This is a genomic window from Cohnella herbarum (genome assembly GCF_012849095.1).
Classification (GTDB): domain Bacteria; phylum Bacillota; class Bacilli; order Paenibacillales; family Paenibacillaceae; genus Cohnella; species Cohnella herbarum.
The window spans coordinates 2,526,222-2,545,022 of sequence record NZ_CP051680.1; the positions used below are offsets into that span (position 1 = coordinate 2,526,222).

The 18,801-nt window shown below is 51.0% G+C and carries 22 protein-coding genes; 5 read left to right on the top strand and 17 right to left on the bottom strand.

The window, feature by feature from the left end:
• Positions 1–99: 99 nt before the first annotated feature.
• The 11 genes from mltG to cymR form a co-directional block, all read right to left on the bottom strand.
• Positions 100–1,404, bottom strand: coding sequence for an endolytic transglycosylase MltG (gene mltG, locus HH215_RS11415; RefSeq protein WP_254450448.1), 1,305 nt, complete (start codon positions 1,402–1,404; stop codon positions 100–102).
• A gap of 69 nt (positions 1,405–1,473) precedes the next feature.
• Complete coding sequence (locus tag HH215_RS11420; protein WP_169280013.1) at positions 1,474–1,788, bottom strand: DUF1292 domain-containing protein; 315 nt, start codon at positions 1,786–1,788, stop codon at positions 1,474–1,476.
• A 36-nt stretch (positions 1,789–1,824) separates the two neighbouring features.
• The gene (locus HH215_RS11425) at positions 1,825–2,136 is read right to left on the bottom strand and encodes a DUF1292 domain-containing protein (RefSeq protein ID WP_169280014.1); all 312 of its coding nucleotides are present in this window, start codon (positions 2,134–2,136) and stop codon (positions 1,825–1,827) included.
• An 11-nt stretch (positions 2,137–2,147) separates the two neighbouring features.
• Positions 2,148–2,561 carry a Holliday junction resolvase RuvX gene (gene ruvX / locus HH215_RS11430; protein WP_169280015.1) on the bottom strand — a complete coding sequence of 138 codons (414 nt, stop codon included), beginning with the start codon at positions 2,559–2,561 and terminating at the stop codon, positions 2,148–2,150.
• A 3-nt stretch (positions 2,562–2,564) separates the two neighbouring features.
• Positions 2,565–2,843: an IreB family regulatory phosphoprotein gene (locus HH215_RS11435; RefSeq protein WP_169280016.1), complete on the bottom strand. Its 279-nt coding sequence runs from the start codon at positions 2,841–2,843 to the stop codon at positions 2,565–2,567.
• A gap of 265 nt (positions 2,844–3,108) precedes the next feature.
• Entirely contained in the window at positions 3,109–5,736 is a 2,628-nt protein-coding gene (alaS, locus tag HH215_RS11440) for an alanine--tRNA ligase (RefSeq protein WP_169284347.1), read from the bottom strand.
• Between the two features lie 348 nt (positions 5,737–6,084).
• Complete coding sequence (locus tag HH215_RS11445; RefSeq protein WP_169280017.1) at positions 6,085–7,155, bottom strand: AI-2E family transporter; 1,071 nt, start codon at positions 7,153–7,155, stop codon at positions 6,085–6,087.
• A gap of 137 nt (positions 7,156–7,292) precedes the next feature.
• The gene (locus HH215_RS11450; RefSeq protein WP_169280018.1) at positions 7,293–7,502 is read right to left on the bottom strand and encodes a YrzR-like zinc ribbon domain; all 210 of its coding nucleotides are present in this window, start codon (positions 7,500–7,502) and stop codon (positions 7,293–7,295) included.
• Entirely contained in the window at positions 7,499–8,050 is a 552-nt protein-coding gene (locus tag HH215_RS11455) for a PRC-barrel domain-containing protein (RefSeq protein WP_169280019.1), read from the bottom strand. The genes HH215_RS11450 and HH215_RS11455 overlap by 4 nt, the downstream gene beginning before the upstream one ends.
• Positions 8,051–8,079: 29 nt before the next feature.
• Positions 8,080–9,231: a cysteine desulfurase family protein gene (locus HH215_RS11460; RefSeq protein WP_169280020.1), complete on the bottom strand. Its 1,152-nt coding sequence runs from the start codon at positions 9,229–9,231 to the stop codon at positions 8,080–8,082.
• 15 nt (positions 9,232–9,246) lie between these two features.
• A complete protein-coding gene (gene cymR / locus HH215_RS11465) occupies positions 9,247–9,666 on the bottom strand; it encodes a cysteine metabolism transcriptional regulator CymR (protein ID WP_169280021.1) in 420 nt (139 codons plus the stop codon).
• 229 nt (positions 9,667–9,895) lie between these two features.
• Between cymR and mnmA the strand changes: the two genes are divergently transcribed.
• On the top strand, positions 9,896–11,074 hold the full coding sequence (gene mnmA, locus HH215_RS11470) for a tRNA 2-thiouridine(34) synthase MnmA (protein ID WP_169280022.1): 1,179 nt from the start codon (positions 9,896–9,898) through the stop codon (positions 11,072–11,074).
• 124 nt (positions 11,075–11,198) lie between these two features.
• On the opposite strand, the gene HH215_RS11475 is transcribed toward mnmA, so the two are convergent.
• The 3 genes from HH215_RS11475 to HH215_RS11485 form a co-directional block, all read right to left on the bottom strand.
• A complete protein-coding gene (locus tag HH215_RS11475) occupies positions 11,199–11,945 on the bottom strand; it encodes a YebC/PmpR family DNA-binding transcriptional regulator (RefSeq protein WP_169280023.1) in 747 nt (248 codons plus the stop codon).
• Positions 11,946–12,117: 172 nt separating this feature from the next.
• Positions 12,118–12,315 carry a cold shock domain-containing protein gene (locus HH215_RS11480; RefSeq protein WP_169280024.1) on the bottom strand — a complete coding sequence of 66 codons (198 nt, stop codon included), beginning with the start codon at positions 12,313–12,315 and terminating at the stop codon, positions 12,118–12,120.
• Between the two features lie 80 nt (positions 12,316–12,395).
• Positions 12,396–13,124 carry a class I SAM-dependent methyltransferase gene (locus tag HH215_RS11485; RefSeq protein ID WP_169280025.1) on the bottom strand — a complete coding sequence of 243 codons (729 nt, stop codon included), beginning with the start codon at positions 13,122–13,124 and terminating at the stop codon, positions 12,396–12,398.
• 203 nt (positions 13,125–13,327) lie between these two features.
• Here HH215_RS11485 and HH215_RS11490 point away from each other — a divergent pair, with 203 nt between their 5' ends.
• The 4 genes from HH215_RS11490 (at position 13,328) to HH215_RS11505 (ending at position 16,376) form a co-directional block, all read left to right on the top strand.
• Positions 13,328–13,561, top strand: a complete 234-nt coding sequence (locus HH215_RS11490; RefSeq protein WP_169280026.1) for a hypothetical protein — start codon at positions 13,328–13,330, stop codon at positions 13,559–13,561.
• A gap of 31 nt (positions 13,562–13,592) precedes the next feature.
• Positions 13,593–13,772: a hypothetical protein gene (locus HH215_RS11495; RefSeq protein WP_169280027.1), complete on the top strand. Its 180-nt coding sequence runs from the start codon at positions 13,593–13,595 to the stop codon at positions 13,770–13,772.
• A 232-nt stretch (positions 13,773–14,004) separates the two neighbouring features.
• Positions 14,005–15,795, top strand: a complete 1,791-nt coding sequence (pepF, locus tag HH215_RS11500) for an oligoendopeptidase F (protein WP_169284348.1) — start codon at positions 14,005–14,007, stop codon at positions 15,793–15,795.
• Positions 15,796–15,842: 47 nt separating this feature from the next.
• Positions 15,843–16,376, top strand: a complete 534-nt coding sequence (locus tag HH215_RS11505) for a YfiT family bacillithiol transferase (RefSeq protein ID WP_174887612.1) — start codon at positions 15,843–15,845, stop codon at positions 16,374–16,376.
• A 50-nt stretch (positions 16,377–16,426) separates the two neighbouring features.
• Here HH215_RS11505 and HH215_RS11510 read toward each other — a convergent pair whose 3' ends face one another.
• The 3 genes from HH215_RS11510 to HH215_RS11520 all read right to left on the bottom strand — a co-directional run bounded on the left by HH215_RS11510 (position 16,427) and on the right by HH215_RS11520 (position 18,757).
• Positions 16,427–16,930, bottom strand: a complete 504-nt coding sequence (locus HH215_RS11510) for a DNA-deoxyinosine glycosylase (protein ID WP_169280028.1) — start codon at positions 16,928–16,930, stop codon at positions 16,427–16,429.
• 118 nt (positions 16,931–17,048) lie between these two features.
• Positions 17,049–17,879: a carbohydrate ABC transporter permease gene (locus HH215_RS11515; RefSeq protein ID WP_169280029.1), complete on the bottom strand. Its 831-nt coding sequence runs from the start codon at positions 17,877–17,879 to the stop codon at positions 17,049–17,051.
• On the bottom strand, positions 17,879–18,757 hold the full coding sequence (locus HH215_RS11520) for a carbohydrate ABC transporter permease (RefSeq protein ID WP_169280030.1): 879 nt from the start codon (positions 18,755–18,757) through the stop codon (positions 17,879–17,881). Before HH215_RS11520 ends, HH215_RS11515 begins: the two co-directional genes overlap by 1 nt.
• Between the last annotated feature and the right edge of the window lie 44 nt (positions 18,758–18,801).

Below are 18,801 nucleotides of genomic sequence, written 5' to 3' on the forward strand. Positions count from 1 at the left end.
CGGGAAGTCTTCGACCCGGCTCGCCTGCGCAAAGCACCTTTAGGTACTTTACGCAAGCTAGCCGGGTCGCAGCGCGTCCGATCGAACGCGTCTTTATTCTTATTTAACGTTTTTCTCGCTTAACTGAATATTTTTCTGATGCTGCTTATACGTTACCGCGAAGAGGTGGGTGTTCGTACCGTCTTTCTTGGTTACGTAGTAGAAGTAATCCGTCGTTTCCGGATATAGCGCGGCTTCGATCGACTTCAAGCTCGGGCTTGCGATCGGACCTGGCGGAAGTCCGGCGTTCAAGTAAGTGTTGTACGGACTATTCACTTTGAGATCGGCCTCGAGCAACCGCTCTTTCTGCTTATCGAGCAAATACTGAATCGTTGCGTCGATTTGAAGCGGCATCTTCTTCTTCAAGCGATTCTGGATGACGCTGGACACGATCGGCCGTTCTTCGTCCGCTACGACTTCCCTTTCTACTAAGGAGGCAATCGTCAGCAATTGATGGACGGTGAGCCCTCGTTCCTCGAGCGTGCTTTGCCAATCTTCAGGCAGCTGATCGAGCTTGTGATCAAGCTCGGCGAGCATCCGATTAATAACGTCGACCTCCGTGCTTCCGCGCTTCATCTCGTACGTTTCCGGGAAGAGATATCCTTCAAGCGGGAATCTTAGGCTGTTATCGTTCGGCAACGCTTTGGTCCATAGAGATCCGGTCCATTGGGCGGGATTCCCTGAAGCTTCCATAAACTTATTCTTGTCTAGACCCGAAGTTTCCGACAGTCTGGCCGCGATCTGCTGTACCGTGAACCCTTCCGGTATCGTGAAGCGGATCGTCTCTGCCGCTACGATATCGCCGGCATTCAATTTCGCAACGATTTCATCACGGGTCATTCCGGGAGTAAGTTCATATTCGCCGGCTTGGAATCGGGAGCCTTCCCCTTCGATCTTCAACCAACCGCTAAAAAGAAATGCACTTCGAATGAGTCCGTTTTCTTCAAGTACTTCCGCGACCTTCTGAGCACGCATCCCAGAGCTGATTGTAACGTTGATCGGAGTCGAAGAGGCAGCAGTCGGCCGAAGCCCGTTCCATAAATAGAACAAAGCTCCCCCCGCTACGATCAATACCAATCCCAATGCGATTAGAAAAGACCAAAGCAAGACGCGCGGTTTACGACGGCGAACAGGCGGTACCGACGTCGTTCGCGCCGCGGTTTCACGGCGTGTCGGCTGAGTTGCCCTTTCATCTGTTTGCCTCGCGTCGGACAGCGGCGTTTCCGACCTTGAGGTCTGGGGAAATCTGCTTAATTCCGTAGCCGCGGCGGATTCGCGAGTTCCCGTTGATTTGTCGTCTTCGCCGTTAATCTTATTGCCGTATATGGATTTCCAACCCGATGACGGCTCATCGTCTCTATTCACGGTTTTCCCCCTCCAGCAAGCCCCATTTCGTGAAAAAGAGCGGTCGCCCGCTCTAAGTCACTTTACTGATTAAGGCTGTTCGTCGCTGCCAAATTGAGAATCGTCGAAAGCTTCCTCAACAAGCTCCCACTCCTCTTCGTCCGTAACGGTTTCTAGCTGTTGTTCGCCTTCAGCGTCCGTAACGACTCTAAACACTTCGATTTCGTCTTCTTGCCGCATCGCCTTGGATTGAAGAATCGCGTAATTTACGCCGTTGACTTCAAGCTCGGCTAAAATTTTGTAGGATTGGGCTGCGCCGTCTTCGTCAAGCAGCTCCACCTGGTCCCCGAAAGCCTGTCGCAGCGCGGTAGGCTCTCCGTTCGTTTCTTTGTTTTTTCCAGCCATCTAGCTTACCTCCCGAACTTCAGCCGCGAGGCTTGATTAGCCTTTGTTTTCTTCGGCTGCATCGAACTCGCCGATCAAGGTGTTGAACGTTTCCTCGACCATATCCCATTCGGCTTGATCTTCGATCGGGTAGAGTTTGATCTCGTCGTTCTCTTCATCGTAGCGGAAAGCGAATACTTCCTGCTCTTCGTCCCCGTCTTCTTCCGCCGGAACGACCATTAAATATTTGCGGTCCGTTCCGTCGTCTAATTCGAAGCGCATAATGACTTCGAACGCTTCATCGTTCCCTTCATCATCCGGGATGTAAATAATTTCCGCTTCTTCTTCGATGTTTAAGTTGTCTGTCATTGTCTATTCCCTCATTTCGATATCGAATCAAGATAGCTCTGCAGCAAGATAGCCGCAGCCATTTTGTCGATGACTTGTTTGCGTTTGCGTCTGCTCACGTCGGCTTCCAGCAACGTTCGTTCCGCGGATACCGTAGTCAGCCTTTCATCCCAAAGCTGTACAGGTAAGGATAGTATTTGCTTTAGTCTTTCCGCGAATGCGATGCAATTTTCCCCACTGGGACCGATGGTTCCGTTCATGTTCTTCGGAAGACCGACGACTATCGCTTCTACTTCGTATTGTTTGATTAACTCGGTAATACGGCCAATCGGATCGGCGACGACTTTCTGGTCAATGACCTCCAAGCCTTGAGCGGTCCACCCGAACAAGTCGCTCATCGCAACGCCGATCCTTCTTTCCCCGTAATCCAATCCTATAATGCGCATAGGTTACCGGTTCTGCTGAAGATAGAAACGTACGAGCTCTTCTATCAATTCGTCGCGTTCCTTCTTGCGAATCAGGCTGCGGGCATTATTGTGACGCGGGATAAAGGCCGGATCGCCGGACAGCAGGTAGCCGACGATCTGATTAATCGGGTGATACTCTTTCTCCACTAAAGCATCATGCACCGTAAATAAAATATCGCGGGCTGAAACTTCATGAGGATCCGCCACGACGTCGAACTTGACCGTCAGATCCATATGATTATTGTTGTCCGACGAGCTCATCTCCAGCACCTCGCTTTCACTGACAAACTCTTAAGCACTTACAATCATAATAACATAATCTTTTGTGGACAGGAAATTAGTGGCTGCTTAGTTTTTCGACAAGTTGGGAGTACAGTGAACTAACTCTCTCCAGCCGCTTGCTCTCCGCCCATTGCCTTGATGAGATTTAATGGTGGCAATGGGCTCCAAGAGGCGGACGTAAACTCTTCCGAGAGTTAGTTCACTTCCCTCCCTTCGGTCGAATGCTTTTAAATTCCAAATTTCCTTAAGATAATTGAGCCAAAACCAATTGCTCGGCCGCGGCTAGAGCATCGGACAGCTTGGAAGGGTCCTTGCCGCCTGCTTGCGCGAGCTCGGGCTTGCCGCCACCGCCACCGCCGCAGATCGCGGCGATGTCTTTAATCAGCTTGCCTGCGTGCAGGCCTTGCTGCACGAGATCGGAAGTGACGGCGACGATAAGATTCACTTTATCGTCTGCCGGGGCGCCGAGCACGAGAACCGCTGATCCCAGCTTAAGCTTGAGCTCGTCGGCGACGCCTCGTAGAGCGTCCATGCCGCCAGCGTTAACTTGCGCGGCGAGCAGCGTAACGCCGCCTACCGTCTTAGTCGCGGATACGAGATCCGCCGCTTCCAAGCGGCTCAGCTTGCCTTGCAGCGACTCGTTGTCGCGTTGCAATTGGCGAGCTTCGCCTTGAACGGCTTCGACACGTTTCACGACGTCGCCTACGCTGCATTTCAATTGCGCGGCCGCGCCTTTAAGGATGTTCAACTGGTCATCCATATAGTTGTAAGCGTTGCGTCCCGTCACCGCTTCGATCCGGCGAACGCCCGATCCGATTCCGCCCTCGCTCACGAGCTTGAACAGCCCGATCTGCGAAGTATTGCGGACATGGCAACCGCCGCATAGCTCCAAGCTGTAATCCCCGACGCGGACGACCCGGACGATATCGCCGTACTTCTCGCCGAATAACGCCATGGCGCCTAATGCTTTCGCTTCGGCGATCGGTTTGAAGCTGATGTCGAGCTCCGTTCCGATCCAGATTTGTTCGTTCACGCGACGCTCGACTTCCGCCAATTCTTCCGGCGTGATCGCCCCGAAGTGCGAGAAGTCGAAACGAAGGCGTTCCGCTTCCACGAGCGAACCCGCTTGATTGACGTGCTCTCCGAGTACGTCTTTCAGCGCGCGGTGCAGCAAGTGGGTCGCCGTATGGTTACGGACGATGGCGCTGCGTTCGGACGCGTTTACGGAAGCCGTCACGGTGTCGCCGACACGCAAGACTCCTCCAGTAACAACGACCTGATGTACCGATTGTCCGTGCGGGGCTTTGCTCAAGCCCGTGACGTCCGCATTAACGTCTTTACCGAACAGGACTCCGCGGTCGCTTACTTGTCCGCCGCTCTCCGCGTAGAACGGAGTTCTGTCGAGAACGACCAGCACTTTACTGTCTACACCGGCCATATCGACGAATTGATTATCCGAGACGATGGCTAGCACGCGCGATTCCGCGGTAAGTCCTTCGTAACCGACGAATTCGCTCTTCTCGTTATATTCGGCGAGCGGTCCGCCTTGTACTTTCATGCTGTCGGTCTCTTGACGAGCGGCGCGAGCGCGATCGCGCTGTTCCTGCATCGACGAGTCGAAGCCTTCGCGATCGACGGTCATGCCTTGCTCCGTCGCATAGTCTTCCGTTAGATCGAACGGGAAGCCGTACGTATCGTATAACTTAAACGCATCGGGACCGGAAATGACCGTCCTGCCCTCGGCGCGAGCCTTCTGGCACAGGTCCGCCAAGATCGTCAATCCGTCCGACAACGTCTCGTGGAACCGCTCTTCCTCCGTGCGGATGACCTTCTCGATGAATTCGCGTTTCTCGAGCACTTCCGGATAGTAGTTGCCCATGATTTCTCCAACCGTTGGCGTAAGCTCCCAGAGGAACGGACGGTCGATGCCCAGCACTTTGCCGTATCTTACGGCACGGCGAAGCAAGCGGCGAATGACGTATCCGCGTCCTTCGTTGGAAGGAAGCACTCCGTCCCCGACGGAGAACGCTACCGTCCGAATGTGATCGGCGATGACCTTTAACGCGACGTCGTTGTCTTCGTTCGTTTTGTATTTCACGCCCGCGATTCCGCTAGTACGCTCGATCAACGGCATGAACAAATCGGTATCGAAGTTGGAATCCACGTCTTGCAGAATCGAAGCGAAGCGCTCCAGACCCGCGCCCGTATCGATATTCTTGTTAGGAAGCGGCGTATAGCTGCCGTCCTTATTATGATTGAATTGCGAGAACACGAGATTCCACACTTCGAGGAAACGCTCGTTCTCTCCGCCGGTCGTGCATTCGGGATCGGAGAGATCTCCGTATTTGTCGCCGCGGTCGTAGAAAATTTCCGTGCAAGGGCCGCAAGGACCTTCGCCGATATCCCAGAAATTGTCTTGCAGCTTAACGATCCGCTCGGGCGGCAGTCCGATCTTCTCGTTCCAGAAGCGATAGGCTTCCTCGTCCTCGGGATATACCGTCACGGAAAGCTTCTCCGGATCGAACCCGATCCATTCGGGTCCCGTTAGGAACTCCCACGCCCAAGAAATCGCTTCTTCCTTAAAATAATCGCCGATCGAGAAGTTGCCTAGCATCTCGAAGAAGGTATGGTGGCGGCGCGTCTTGCCCACGTTCTCGATATCGTTCGTGCGGATGCATTTTTGCGAATTCGCGATGCGCGGATTTTCCGGAATAACGCGTCCGTCGAAATACGCTTTAAGCGGCGCCATACCGGCATTTATCCATAATAACGACGGGTCATTATGGGGAACGAGCGGCGAGCTCGGCTCGATCTTATGTCCTTTGCTTTCGAAGAACGCTAACCATTTGCTGCGGATTTCTGCTGCCTTCATCGGTTTCATTCCGATCACCCTCCTCATAATCGTCCAAAAAAATAAAAAAACGCCCCTAAAATCAGGGACGAAAATCTTCGCGGTACCACCCTGGTTACCCTAATCGTTAAGATTAGAATCTCCTCTTTACGGGAATAACGGCCCTCACCGGCGGACTTGAATCCGCACTCCGAAACGAGCTTCCCTCATCCTTCGCACCGAAGATTCTCTCAGCCTTCTCGTCAATCCCCCGTTAGGAATTCGAAAAGGAATCTTCTCTCTGATTATGCGGACTACGAAGTACTTATGTTTCTTCAACGTGTTTAATATGCATATCACATAAATTATAGACAACGTGTTTCCACGCTGTCAAACGGTTTTTCTGTGGATGTAGTACGCGGAAACGTGCTGCACGATGACTTTCATCGCCGCGTAGAACGGTACCGCCAATATCATCCCTACGATACCCGCCAACTCTCCCCCGATAAGCAGCACCAATATGATCGTCAACGGATGCATTTTCATCGATTTGCCGACCACTTGCGGACTGATGACGTTGCTCTCTAGGTTCTGGCAAATCATATTGACGATGACGACCATCAGCACCATTTTCCAAGAAATCGTAGTCGCCATGATCAGCGCCGGCAACGCGCCGAAGAAAGGACCCAGATAAGGAATGATGTCGAACAAGGATACGAATCCCGCCATCAGCAACGGATACGGCATACCGATGATCAGATAACCGATATACGCAAGCACCCCGATGCATAAGGAAACGATTAGTTGCCCTCTTATGTAGCTGCCCAAGGCCGCGTCTATTTCTTTCAGAAGCCTGATCACGTGTTTGCGCTTAGCGCGAGGGACGTACTGCAGAGCCGCCCGCTCGAACACATCCAAGTCCTTCATCATGTAAAAGGCGAGAAAAGGGACGATCATCGCAATGAATAACACGTTAACGACAGCGCCGATATTGTTAAGGAAATCGGTAATCCGTTGTTCGAGCCGTTTCTCCATCCCGCTGATCGATTTATTGATCCCGTCCCGAATCGTCTCGGGCAATACGTTATTGTTGTTAAACTGATCGACGAAGCTTTGCGCCCTCATCGTTAAATCCGGCATATGTTCGTTCAGTTCCTCGACCTGGTTCATAAACATGGGAATGACATTCATCAGAATGACGACCGACACGGAAATAAACACCGCATAGATGATCAGAACCGCCGCCGTTCTTGGCACTTTGCGGTCGTGAAGCAGATTGACGATCGGATTAAGCGTGTACGAGATCACCATCGCAACGAGAAAGGGCGCCAGCACCGCTTTCAAGAAGTCGTACACGGACATAAGCATCGGACGCACTAGAACGACAAGAAACAAAACCACCAAAAATAGGATGGCGTAAATAAGCACGCTAAACAAACGGCTCTGAGAGAACCGATCCATTCCCCCACCTCCCCTTCATGCGCGCTTCTTCCTTAACTTTCTTATTTAGTATATGTACTTGTCCCTACCCATAAACCAACGCAAATAAAAAAGCACCCTGCCTCCCGAAGGAGAAACAGAGTGCTTGCTTATCCAACTTACATTCCGTTCGCGTGAATGTGGGCAGCCGGCATAGGCTCTTCGAAAAACAAATCGTCCAACGAGCTTAACGTTCCGTCTTCTTCCACTTGATAAACCGACATCTTCTCGCCGTTCACCGTTAATTCGATAAAGCAGCTCCAACAATAAAATTGGTGGGAACCGATTTTCCCAATATCTTTGGAGCTGCAATTCGGGCATCTCATCATCCGTCATCACCTGTCACTTTCCATGTATGGTCTCTCGTCAGTATCCGCTCGTAAGAAGCAGGAACCAGAATGGCATCTTCGCCCAGAGTAATATTCTCGGGTGCTTCCGGCAGAAATAATTTCCGCCTTCCCTCGAACACGTCCGTGAGAAAACCATCCGTCAACTCATATCCTATTATTTGTGTACCCTCGGACGGCTTAACGTAAACGTCCGACACTTCACCTAAATGCTGTCCTTCAATTGTAAACACCGGCATATCCTTTAATCTGACCACGCCGGTATGGAAAGTCCGCAGCAGTTGTTTGCTATCTAAGGTCGCGATGACCGTACTGTTGCGAATCAACAGGGCATCTTCACCGCAGTGAACGATGTTCTCCCAATAGACTACCTTAGGCATCTTGCGTACGATGCCCGAACGAGCGTACTTGTCTAAAACGACTCCGACCAAACTCCAGAACTCGTCGAACCATAGATCTTTGACTTTTCCAATGCTTTTACCGTTTTCGAACAACACCGGTAAGCCGAGAATCCGTTGAACTTGAATCATTACCGGACTCCTAACTATTCCAACGCTTGTTATCTATTACGCAAACGCGCCGAAATGGTTGCAGTTATTTTCGCCAATTTATCAGCTTCTTCCCTAGTATTGCCCAAACCGAAACTAAATCGTACGGCGGTTGACACTCTTTCGGAAGATAATTTCATTGCCGATAACACATGCGACGGTTTTAACGAGCCCGAGTTGCAGGCCGAACCGCCAGAAGCCGACACGTTCTCTAAGTCCAGGTTCATCAACATGCTCTCGGAAGAAATACCGGAAAAGCTCAAATTCAGAATATGGGGAAGCCGATGATCGGGGTGGCCATTGACGACGAACCGCTCGGCTCCGAGATATTGTTCCAACTTGCCCAGAACGGTCGCGCGGATATGCTCCGCATGATCCCATCGAGCCCGGAGTTGATCGTAAGCGATTTGCGCGGCTTTGGCGAACGAAACGATTCCTGCGACGTTTTCCGTTCCGGCTCTGCGGCTCCGTTCTTGCGAACCTCCGTGCAACAAAGGTTGAAACGGGGTTCCCTTACGGACGTAGAGCAAGCCGACGCCTTGCGGACCGTTGATTTTGTGGGCGGAAAGACTGAGGAAGTCGATCGGCAATTCCTTTAGGTTAAAAGAAACGTAACCGAATGCTTGTACGGCGTCCACGTGCATTAAAGCTTTATGCTTGCGAGCCCATTCGCCGATTTCGGCAATCGGCTGTAACGTTCCGGTTTCATTGTTGCCTGCCATTATGCTGACGACTGCCGTCGATTCGTTAATCGCGGCCTTCGCTTCTTCGACGGAGACGCGTCCGAACTCGTCCACCCGCAATACCGTCAGATCGAATCCATCCGCTTCCAGTTGACGGCAAGCGTTCAGAACGGCATGATGCTCGACCGCCGTCGTAACGATTCCGATTCGGCCTCGCTTACGCTGAGCCATCGCAGCTCCGAACAATGCGGAATTGTCGCTTTCCGTCCCGCTGCCGGTGAAAATAAGCTCGGATGCTTCGCAATTCAGTATCGATGCGAATACGTCCCTCGCCGAGGTAATTCGTTCCCTTGCCGCGCGGCCGTGGGCATGCAGGCTGGACGGGTTGCCCGGTCCACTTGCTACCGCCTCAACGTAAGCGTTAAGAACTTCCGGATCCATCGGTGACGTCGCGGCATGATCGAAATAAATTGAACCCATGTCTTGCACCTTCTTCTAAATGTAAAACATATAGTTGTCGAGCTTGTCCTCGCCTTTAAAAGTAATCAGGTCATGAAGAGTCGTAGAATCGAGAACATCGGCGATGCTGTCGCGAATCCGCAGCCACAGATCGCGTTTGGCCGGATCATCCTCTTCCGTAAAATCAACCGGACTGATCGGTCCTTCCAGGATGCGAATGACATCTCCCGAGGAAATCGTTTCCGGATCCTTGGACAAGATATAACCGCCGTATGCTCCTCGTACGCTTTTGACCAATCCTGCGTTACGCAGCGGGGCAATCAATTGCTCTAAGTAATGCTCGGAAAGACTATTTTTCTCCGCGATGCTTTTTAATGAAATCGGCCCCTCGCCGAATTTAGCCGCAAGTTCCATCATGATCGTTAAGCCGTAGCGGCCTTTGGTGGAGATTTTCAAGAGAACACCTGCTTTCATGCCTTTAGCATAGAATAAGTTTCTTTATGTCTTATTCGTTTAGTTTAAATGGGGGTATCCCCATATTAAATCTATGTTATCACATCTATTTCCTTTTTGGTCAAAAAAATCGTGACATATTCATGAAAGGACTCGCCCTAAGTGAGATTTAAGATCGAATATGCTAAAATAATAACGAATCGGTTGTGTCAGCAGTAAGGAGCGATGTTGCATGAATAATAATGAAGGAACTAAATTTCCATACGAGGAACGGTTTAAGGACCCCTCCAAAGTCCGTGTCGTCGTCGGCATGTCGGGCGGAGTGGATTCTTCCGTAACCGCGCTGTTATTGAAAAGACAAGGCTTCGATGTCATCGGAGTATTCATGAAAAATTGGGACGATACGGATGAATTCGGCGTATGCACCGCGGAGGAAGATGCCGAGGACGTGCGCCGCGTATGCAACCAAATCGGAATCCCTTATTATACGGTCAATTTCGAAGAGGAATATAAAGACAAAGTATTCGAATATTTCCTCGAAGAATATCGCCGGGGCAGAACCCCTAACCCGGACGTCATGTGTAACCGCGAGATCAAGTTCGGAGAATTTCTGCAAAAAGCGCTCGATCTCGGCGCCGAAGCGATCGCGACCGGACATTATGCGCGCGTTGAACTTAGGGATGGCAAATACGAGCTGCTGCGCGGAGTGGATACGAATAAAGACCAATCCTATTTCTTGCACGCTCTTAACCAGTCGCAATTATCGCGAGCCATGTTTCCGATCGGCCATCTTAATAAACCGGACGTACGCAAGATTGCCGACGAAGCCGGTTTGGCTACGGCCAAGAAAAAAGATAGTACCGGCGTCTGCTTCATCGGCGAACGCAATTTCAAGGAATTCCTAAGCCAGTACTTGCCGGCCAAACCGGGGAATATGGTCGATCTCGTTTCCGGTGAAGTGAAGGGTCGGCATGACGGCCTCATGTATTACACTTTAGGGCAACGCCAAGGTCTTGGAATTGGCGGTTCGGGCAACGGCGAGCCATGGTTCGTAGCCAGTAAAGATCTAACCACCAATACGCTTTACGTCGTTCAAGGGGATACGCACTCCAGTCTGTACTCCGTCGGGTTAACCGCTACGGACGTCAATTGGATCAGCCCTTCCGAACCCGCCGAAGCTGTTCGGTGCACGGCCAAATTCCGTTATCGCCAACCGGATCAGGGAGTAACGCTTACCCCTCGCGGTGACGGTACTTATGACGTCGAGTTCGATGTTCCGCAAAAAGCGATCACCCCCGGACAAGCCGTCGTCTTCTACGATGGGGAAACCTGTCTCGGCGGAGGCACCATCGATCAAGTCCGCATGCTGCAACCTACCGTTGCCGATGCTTCGGTATCCATATCGAAATAACTTGTTTCACCTGCAAAACCGCTATCCGAACTTGGATGGCGGTTTTTTTCAAGTAACACGAAAAAGAGGCCTCGCGGCCCCAAAAATAATGGCATATAGCCATCGTATCGAATGAAGTTTCGAATTAACCCAAACGGTTCATTTCATCGTCGCTGATCTCGAAGTTGTGGTAAACGTCTTGAACGTCGTCGTTATCGTCGAAAGCTTCCATCATCTTCAATAACTTATCGGCGTTATCGCCTTCCACGGCTACCGTATTTTGGGGCAACCAGCGAACTCCTGCCGTTTCGAAAGCGTATCCGGCCGTTTCCAGATTCCCTTTCACCGTATCGAAATCTTCAGGCGCGGTTATTATCTCGTAACTCTCTTCGTTGATAACGACGTCTTCCGCTCCGGCTTCCAAAGCTTCCATAATGAAACTATCTTCATCCCGATTATCGTCATCATCGCGGGCAACGACAAGCAGACCCTTCTGGTCGAACATGTAAGCGACGCATCCCGATTCACCCAAGTTACCGCCGCGTTTACCGAAAATGGAACGAACGTCTGCCGCAGTACGATTACGGTTATCGGTCAGGCATTTTACCATAACGGCAACTCCGCCCGGACCGTAGCCTTCGTACAATACATCCTCGTAATCCACGCTGTCGGCTCCGCCGGCCGCTTTCTTGATCGCTCTTTCAATATTGTCAGCAGGCATTTGAATCGCGCGCGCGCTGGCGATGGCGGATTTGAGGCCGTAGTTGGCCTCCGGGTTCGTCCCGCCCCTGCGAGCTTGCACATAGATTTCGCGACCCAGCTTAACGAATTGATTGTTTTTGGCTTGGTCCGCTTTCCCTTTGCGACCAGCAAAAAGCTTGAATTTTGGCATAACCGTTTACCCCCGAGAGACATCAGTATCAATAAAACCCAGAAATAGTGTACCATTTTGCCGCCGACAAGGTCAAAGGAATTGACAAGAAAAACCCCCAGCGGCAGCTAGGGGCTCTCCTTGTCGGTTCAAAAATTTCGTGATATGAGAATAAGTCAACGCATCGCGCGACTTACAGTTTAACCACGTTAGATGCTTGGGGACCACGATTGCCTTGAGTGATTTCGAATTCAACCGCTTGGCCTTCATCCAAAGTTTTGAAGCCGTCGCCTTGGATTGCGGAGAAGTGAACGAATACGTCGTTGCCGTCCTCGATGGAGATAAAACCGTAGCCTTTCTCCGCGTTAAACCACTTTACTGTTCCTCTCAAATGAAAAACCTCCTAAAATCTCGCCGTCAAGTCGGCGAATACGATAATTATAACCGAATTTACCCATATTTGCAATATAATCAGTTCTGTGTATGATGCGTTTTAACCAAGCGCAGCAAGGGACTCGGGACTGGCATGAAGGGTAATCCGGTTGGTAAATATTCGAAATGCTCAACATGCTTCAGCTCTCTCAAAATCTCCGAAAGGAATGAACATTCCTCCCATTTCAAGGTAATAATCGGATAGATTCGCAGTTCCCCGCCCGGACGCAGCACGCGAATCAGCTCCGCTAACGCATCGGCATGAAATGCCTCTCCGAAGGTGTCCGCGTACAAAAATAAAAAGTGACTGCAAACGACCAATTCGAAAGTGTCCTTCTCGAACGGCAAATTCGGAAGCGATGCGGCATAGTACCTGGAGCCGGCATCCGTTTTGCGGAAATCAGCCGCGAAACGCGCCCAGGAATCCTCCCTGAGCGTACGATGTTGCTTCGGAGATCCGTAGTAGCTCCAATCGTAATTGTCCGCCATGTTCTCCAGCTTAGCGGAAGACACTTCGATTTCCTTGAACCCGGCGGCGATAATAGCCTCCGTCTCCCCTTCGTAAAAAGGATCGGCCGCGAATGCGGCAATCCCCATCGCGTTCAATTCCGCGACAAAGGAGGAAGCACCTCCCGCGACGTCGAGCACCGGCCCTTTGTTCCAAATCGTTTCCGTCAATTGAAACATCGCGCGATATTCCTCGAACGAACGGCAGGTCGACGCGACTCCGACTTGCGGGTAAGCTTGCGGTACTGGCTTGTTTTCCATACTCCTCTTCTCCTCTCGGCTCATCAAACTCGTCTCGGCTCATCTCGTCTTCTTTTCTCCATCCACGACAATGTGGATTTCGAGTAGAATCCCATATCCGGCGGCATCTGTCAACCTAATATTTCCATCGCTACGTTGATTTCTACGTTGATCTCTTCTATGATGAAAAAAACGGCACAGATTGCCCAGATCAGGAGAAGCCCATGTTCACTAAACATACCGTCTATAAGCACGACAACTACAATATGCTGACTGTAGAGGTTCAAGGAAAAACGCTCGTCGTAAGGGAAATCTCCGACCAATGGGGAGAAATCTGCCATAAGTTCCTAAGCCGTCCGGAATTGATGGACTGGGCTGAAAAAAGATTTCTGCCGGAAGACTTTCCGGATGGCAGCGAAGGTCTGCAACAGACGATGGAAAAGCTGAAGAGCATCTAAATTTGATCTTCAGGGAGGGAGTTATCGCTTAATGGAGTCGGAAGCGAATATTATTTTTATCATTGCATCATTTAGCTTGGCGTTAATTCTCATCCTGTCGCGAGAGCGAATTCCAGAGCAGATGCGCCGTTCCATGGCGATTCTATCGATCTTGTTCGTGTTATTCGCTTTTTTCCTCATCGTGTACAGTTTCTTCAGAATGGGCACGTAACTTCGGCGAGCGCTGATAAAGCGTTAAGGTAAGGACATACTATTCCGGTAACTTATCCCGTTTCCGGAGGCGTTCCATGAAATCGTATGCCTATCCGTTTGCCGTTTCTTTGGTTGCCATGTCTTTCCTATGCACCGCTTCTTCTCCCCTTCCCGCATCCGTTGCGGCAAGCAGCGCGGGCGCGAAGGACATTAATCACTCTGATCATTTATTTAGGAGGTTGAACTCGCCCATGAATCAAGTCGCCAAAAGAAACGATATCCCGCAGGAACACCGTTGGAAGTTAGAGGATCTCTATCCGAACCAAGCCGCATGGGACTCCGAATTCGGCAAGGTGAAGAAACAAATCGGAGAAATCGCGGCCTATCAGGGCAAGCTTCAAGATGCCGCCTCCATCGCGCGCGTCTTCGAGTTAGACGACGAGATTTCGCTCTTAACCGAACGGTTATACGTCTATGCGAACATGCGTCATCATGAGGATACGGCCGAAGCTTCTTATCAAGCCCTGTCCGATAAATCGAAGAAAATCAGCGTGGAAGTGAGCGAGGCTACGTCCTTCATCACGCCCGAGATTCTTAGCCTGTCCGAACAACAGTTGACCGCTCTTATCGCGGATCCTTCCCTAGCAAAGTACAAACGAACTTTGGAAGAGATGCTCCGCCAGAAACCTCATATTTTGTCGAAAAACGAAGAATCCCTTCTCGCTCAAGTAGGCAACGTATCGCAGGCGCCGGGTACGATCTTCAGCATGCTGAACAACGCCGACCTCAAGTTCCCGAAAGTGAAAAACGAGCAAGGCGAAGAAGTCGAGCTTACGCACGGCCGTTACATACAGTTCTTGGAAAGCAAAAACCAGGAAGTCCGCCGCGACGCGTTCAAAGCCATGTACGATACGTACGGCAAATGGCGGAACACGCTGGCTTCGACGCTTAACGCCAACGTGACCAAAAACATTTTCTATTCGAAAGCGCGCCACTATCCTTCGGCTCTGGAAATGTCGTTATTCGGCGATAACATTCCGCAATCCGTGTACGATAACCTGATCTCCACGATCCATGAGTATTTGCCTCTCATGCACCGTTACATGGAGCTGCGCAAAAAGCTGCTCAAGCTGGACGAGTTGCATATGTACGACTTATTCGCTCCCCTCGTCGAGGAATTCGATATGGAAATCTCATACGAGGACGCGAAGAAGAAAGTATACGAAAGCCTCGCTCCCCTTGGAGACGACTACCGCAAAGTGCTCCAAGAAGGCTTCGACGGCGGCTGGATCGACATCTACGAGAATGAGGGTAAGCGCAGCGGAGCCTACAGTTGGGGTGCGTTCGGCACGCATCCGTACGTGCTCTTGAACCACAATGACAACCTGAACAGCATGTTCACGTTGACGCACGAGATGGGCCATGCGCTCCATTCCTATTATTCCGACAACAATAACGAATACCGCGACGCGCAATACACGATATTCCTTGCCGAAGTCGCGTCTACGCTTAACGAAGCGTTGCTCATGAATAACTTGCTGGGGAAATCGACGGACGCGAAGGAGAAAATGTACCTTCTCACCTATTACGCCGACCAATTCAGGACGACGGTGTTCCGGCAGACGATGTTCGCGGAATTCGAGAAGATCATCCACGAAAGAGCCGAAAGCGGCGAGGCTTTAACGCCTCAAGAACTTAGCTCGATCTATTATGACTTAAACCTGCAATATTACGGCAAAGGCATGGTCGTGGATAAGGATATCGAGATGGAATGGGCGAGAATTCCCCACTTCTATAACAGCTTCTACGTATACAAATACGCTACCGGTTTCTCGGCCGCGACTAGCTTCGCGAAGCAAATTCTGGACGAAGGCGAGCCTGCGGTCCAGCGCTACCTCGGTTTCCTGAAGAGCGGCGGCAAAGATTATTCCATCAACATCCTCAAGGAAGCCGGAGTCGATATGTCCACACCCGAGCCGATTCGTCAAGCGATGAGCGTGTTCGAAGGCTTGATTAAGGAAATGGAGCAGTTGACGAAATAAAAGGCTAAAGCGTTGCGATCCGTGGGATTACGATTGGGGGAGAAACGATGTCCGACTTGGAGCAACTGAAATACCCGATTGGCAAATTTCAATTCGACGAATCGACCGCCGGGGAATTACGGCTATCGCGGATCGAGGAGCTAGCGGCAACGGTCGTTAGGCTTCGTCAAGCGGTCGAAGGATTATCCGACGAGCAATTGGATACCCCTTACCGTCCCGATGGGTGGACAGCTAGGCAGGTCGCCCACCATATGGCGGACGCCTCGATGAACGGCTTCATCCGCGCTAAGCTGGCTTTGACGGAAAATCAGCCGCTCGTCAAAACGTTCGAAGAGAACGAATGGGTGAAGCTGCACGATTCGAACCGGCTTCCGATCGAGCCGTCTCTTCGGATGCTCGAAGGCATTCACGAGCGAATGGACGCCCTATTGCGGTCCCTGCCTCCGGAATCGTTCTCGCTCGCCTTCCGGCACCCCGTTAGCGGCCTCAACTCGTTGGATAAGCTATTAGCTTACTTTGCTTGGCATGGCAAGCACCACACGGCTCACATCACGTCTCTCCGCCTGCGCGAAGGCTGGTAGTAGAGAAACATACAAAAAGGTTAGAGGAGATTTATCTCCTCTAACCTTTTTTATACCTCTAACAATGCTCTCCACGCCGCAAGCCGATCGTCGAGACCGCGGTAATCCCGCGTCGGAATCGGACTCGTCGAAGGCATGCGGATTATCCTCCTTTTGACTACCTCGGGATCCGTACCGAAGTGCTTGTTCAACTCGGAATGGGATTTCGTCCCGTTGCAGACGAGGATTCCGATCTTCGGAAACCGGGCAAGCAAACCCGGAATATCGTTGGGAATCACTTGTTTAATATTGCTGTCCAAGCTCCCCGGCCGTTCGCAGCTCTCGATCACGTCCCATAAGGCAACGCCGTGATTCAGCGCGAACGCAACCCGGTCTTCGTATCGTTCGGAAGGCGCGCTGCCCGGACTGAACAAACCATATAGAATCCGCCACATAAAGTTACGCTCGTTCCAGTAATACCGCTGCGCTCGTAAAGAAGCCACTCCGGGCATGCTCCCAAGAATCAAATATCGCGAGTCCGCATCGACAATCGGCGGAAACGAATGTACGTTCAACTTCCATCACGTCCTTTCGCGTTGTTCTCCTTATTTTCTCACGAAGCGACGAAAAAACAAAAAAGCACCTTCCCCCATGAGGAGAAAGCGCTTGTTCGTATCCTTGCCGCTATTCGAATCATCCTTTAACGCTACCGGCCGTAATGCCTTCGATGATCTGCTTCTGCAAAAAGGCATACAAGAGCAATACCGGAGTGACGCTAAACACGATCCCCGTACAGATGAGCGCATAGTTCGTCTGATAAGCGTCCCGGAAGCCGACCATCCCGGTAGGCAACGTGCGGAGAGCGTCTTTGCTGATGAAGAAACTCGCCAGCAAATACTCGTTCCAGTTGCCGAGGAAGTTGATAATGAATACCGTGACCAGAGCGGGCATCGTAAGCGGAAGAACGATTCTCGCGAACAGTCCCGGCGCGCTTAGACCGTCAATGATCGCCGCTTCTTCAAGCTCGTTCGGGATGGACTTCATGAACGCGGAGATCAGCAATACGCTGAATGGAAGCGCGCCGGCCGTATACGGCCAGAACAGCGCCCAGTGCTCGTTCAGAATGTGCAAATCCATCATCAGGATATACTGAGCGATGAACAGAACGTTGCCCGGAATGAGCATGCCTAACAGTATCACTTGATAAATAAGTTTGCTGGGCAGTCTGAATTTCATGCGCGTTAGGGCAAACGATGTACCTGCCGCGATGAGAACGCCGATGACGGCAGAAGAAATACCGATGTACGTACTGTTCCAGAAGTAGACGTCTATTTTGGCCTGAACCCATGCATCGACATAGTTTTGAAAATACAAAGACTTAGGAAATGCGAACGGGGCTTGCGAAATCTCGACGTTGTCCGCCTTCAAGGACGAGAAAAGAACGAATACGAATGGAAACAATATGATGACCACGTACGCCATCAAAACGATATGGGGAATTGTTTTTTTGAGCGATGCCGGCATCAGTAGTCAATCCTTTCCGACTTACCGAACGTAAGCTGATAAATAGCGGTAAACACGAGCGCGAACGCGAAAATAATGATGGACAAAGCCATGCCGTATCCGTATTCGCCGTAATTTATCGCCCTATGCACCATGAAGGAAGCCATAACTTCCGTCGATCCCGCCGGACCGCCGTTCGTCATAACGAGAACGATATCGACAACCCTCATCGCGCCCGCGATGGAAAGCATGACGACAACAGAAATGATCGGTTTAATCAAAGGAACGGTCAAGTACCAAGCGCGCTGGGGAGCCGTCGCTCCGTCGATGCTCGCGGCCTCTTCGATATCCTTCGGTATGGCCAGAATGGCCGCCAATATCAATACAATATAAAAGCCGACCCACTGCCAGGCGTTCGTGATCAGAATAGCGATCATTGCCCAATCCGACTCAGCCAACCAATAGATCGGATCGATGCCGAAGAAGCCTAGGAACGCCGCGATCGGTCCAATGTCCGGATCGTAAATGAAGCCCCACAAAATACCGATTACGGATGTGGATAGGATGGACGGCATAAACACCGTCGTTTTGTAGAAACCTTGCAACTTCTTCACGTTGCTGATCAATAAAGCGAACACTACAATAACGGGTACTTGAAGACCTACAGAGAAAATAATGAAGTACATATTGTTTAATATAGCGCTGCGAAAACTCGAATCACCGAATGCCGTCTTGAAATTATCCAAACCGATGAACCGGGTGTCTTCTAATCCGTTCCAATTCGTGAACGCGTAAAATGCGGACGAGAACATGGGGTACAGGAAAAATAACCCGTACAGAACGATCGTTGGAATAACGAACATGAGGTAAACAGCGGGATTTTTGAGTGTATTTTTCATAGTTCCTCCCCACTAATGGATAAGGAGACTCGCCCGACTTAAGC

Bases quoted from the DNA above. Each gene is read 5' to 3' on its own strand.
- HH215_RS11420 (WP_169280013.1), bottom strand. From the start codon at position 1,788: ATGGCTGGAAAAAACAAAGAAACGAACGGAGAGCCTACCGCGCTGCGA.
- HH215_RS11425 (WP_169280014.1), bottom strand. From the start codon at position 2,136: ATGACAGACAACTTAAACATCGAAGAAGAAGCGGAAATTATTTACATC.
- ruvX (WP_169280015.1), bottom strand. From the start codon at position 2,561: ATGCGCATTATAGGATTGGATTACGGGGAAAGAAGGATCGGCGTTGCG.
- HH215_RS11435 (WP_169280016.1), bottom strand. From the start codon at position 2,843: ATGAGCTCGTCGGACAACAATAATCATATGGATCTGACGGTCAAGTTC.
- alaS (WP_169284347.1), bottom strand. From the start codon at position 5,736: ATGAAGGCAGCAGAAATCCGCAGCAAATGGTTAGCGTTCTTCGAAAGC.
- HH215_RS11445 (WP_169280017.1), bottom strand. From the start codon at position 7,155: ATGGATCGGTTCTCTCAGAGCCGTTTGTTTAGCGTGCTTATTTACGCC.
- HH215_RS11450 (WP_169280018.1), bottom strand. From the start codon at position 7,502: ATGATGAGATGCCCGAATTGCAGCTCCAAAGATATTGGGAAAATCGGT.
- HH215_RS11455 (WP_169280019.1), bottom strand. From the start codon at position 8,050: ATGATTCAAGTTCAACGGATTCTCGGCTTACCGGTGTTGTTCGAAAAC.
- HH215_RS11460 (WP_169280020.1), bottom strand. From the start codon at position 9,231: ATGGGTTCAATTTATTTCGATCATGCCGCGACGTCACCGATGGATCCG.
- mnmA (WP_169280022.1), top strand. From the start codon at position 9,896: ATGAATAATAATGAAGGAACTAAATTTCCATACGAGGAACGGTTTAAG.
- HH215_RS11475 (WP_169280023.1), bottom strand. From the start codon at position 11,945: ATGCCAAAATTCAAGCTTTTTGCTGGTCGCAAAGGGAAAGCGGACCAA.
- HH215_RS11485 (WP_169280025.1), bottom strand. From the start codon at position 13,124: ATGGAAAACAAGCCAGTACCGCAAGCTTACCCGCAAGTCGGAGTCGCG.
- HH215_RS11490 (WP_169280026.1), top strand. From the start codon at position 13,328: ATGTTCACTAAACATACCGTCTATAAGCACGACAACTACAATATGCTG.
- HH215_RS11495 (WP_169280027.1), top strand. From the start codon at position 13,593: ATGGAGTCGGAAGCGAATATTATTTTTATCATTGCATCATTTAGCTTG.
- pepF (WP_169284348.1), top strand. From the start codon at position 14,005: ATGAATCAAGTCGCCAAAAGAAACGATATCCCGCAGGAACACCGTTGG.
- HH215_RS11505 (WP_174887612.1), top strand. From the start codon at position 15,843: ATGTCCGACTTGGAGCAACTGAAATACCCGATTGGCAAATTTCAATTC.
- HH215_RS11515 (WP_169280029.1), bottom strand. From the start codon at position 17,879: ATGCCGGCATCGCTCAAAAAAACAATTCCCCATATCGTTTTGATGGCG.
- HH215_RS11520 (WP_169280030.1), bottom strand. From the start codon at position 18,757: ATGAAAAATACACTCAAAAATCCCGCTGTTTACCTCATGTTCGTTATT.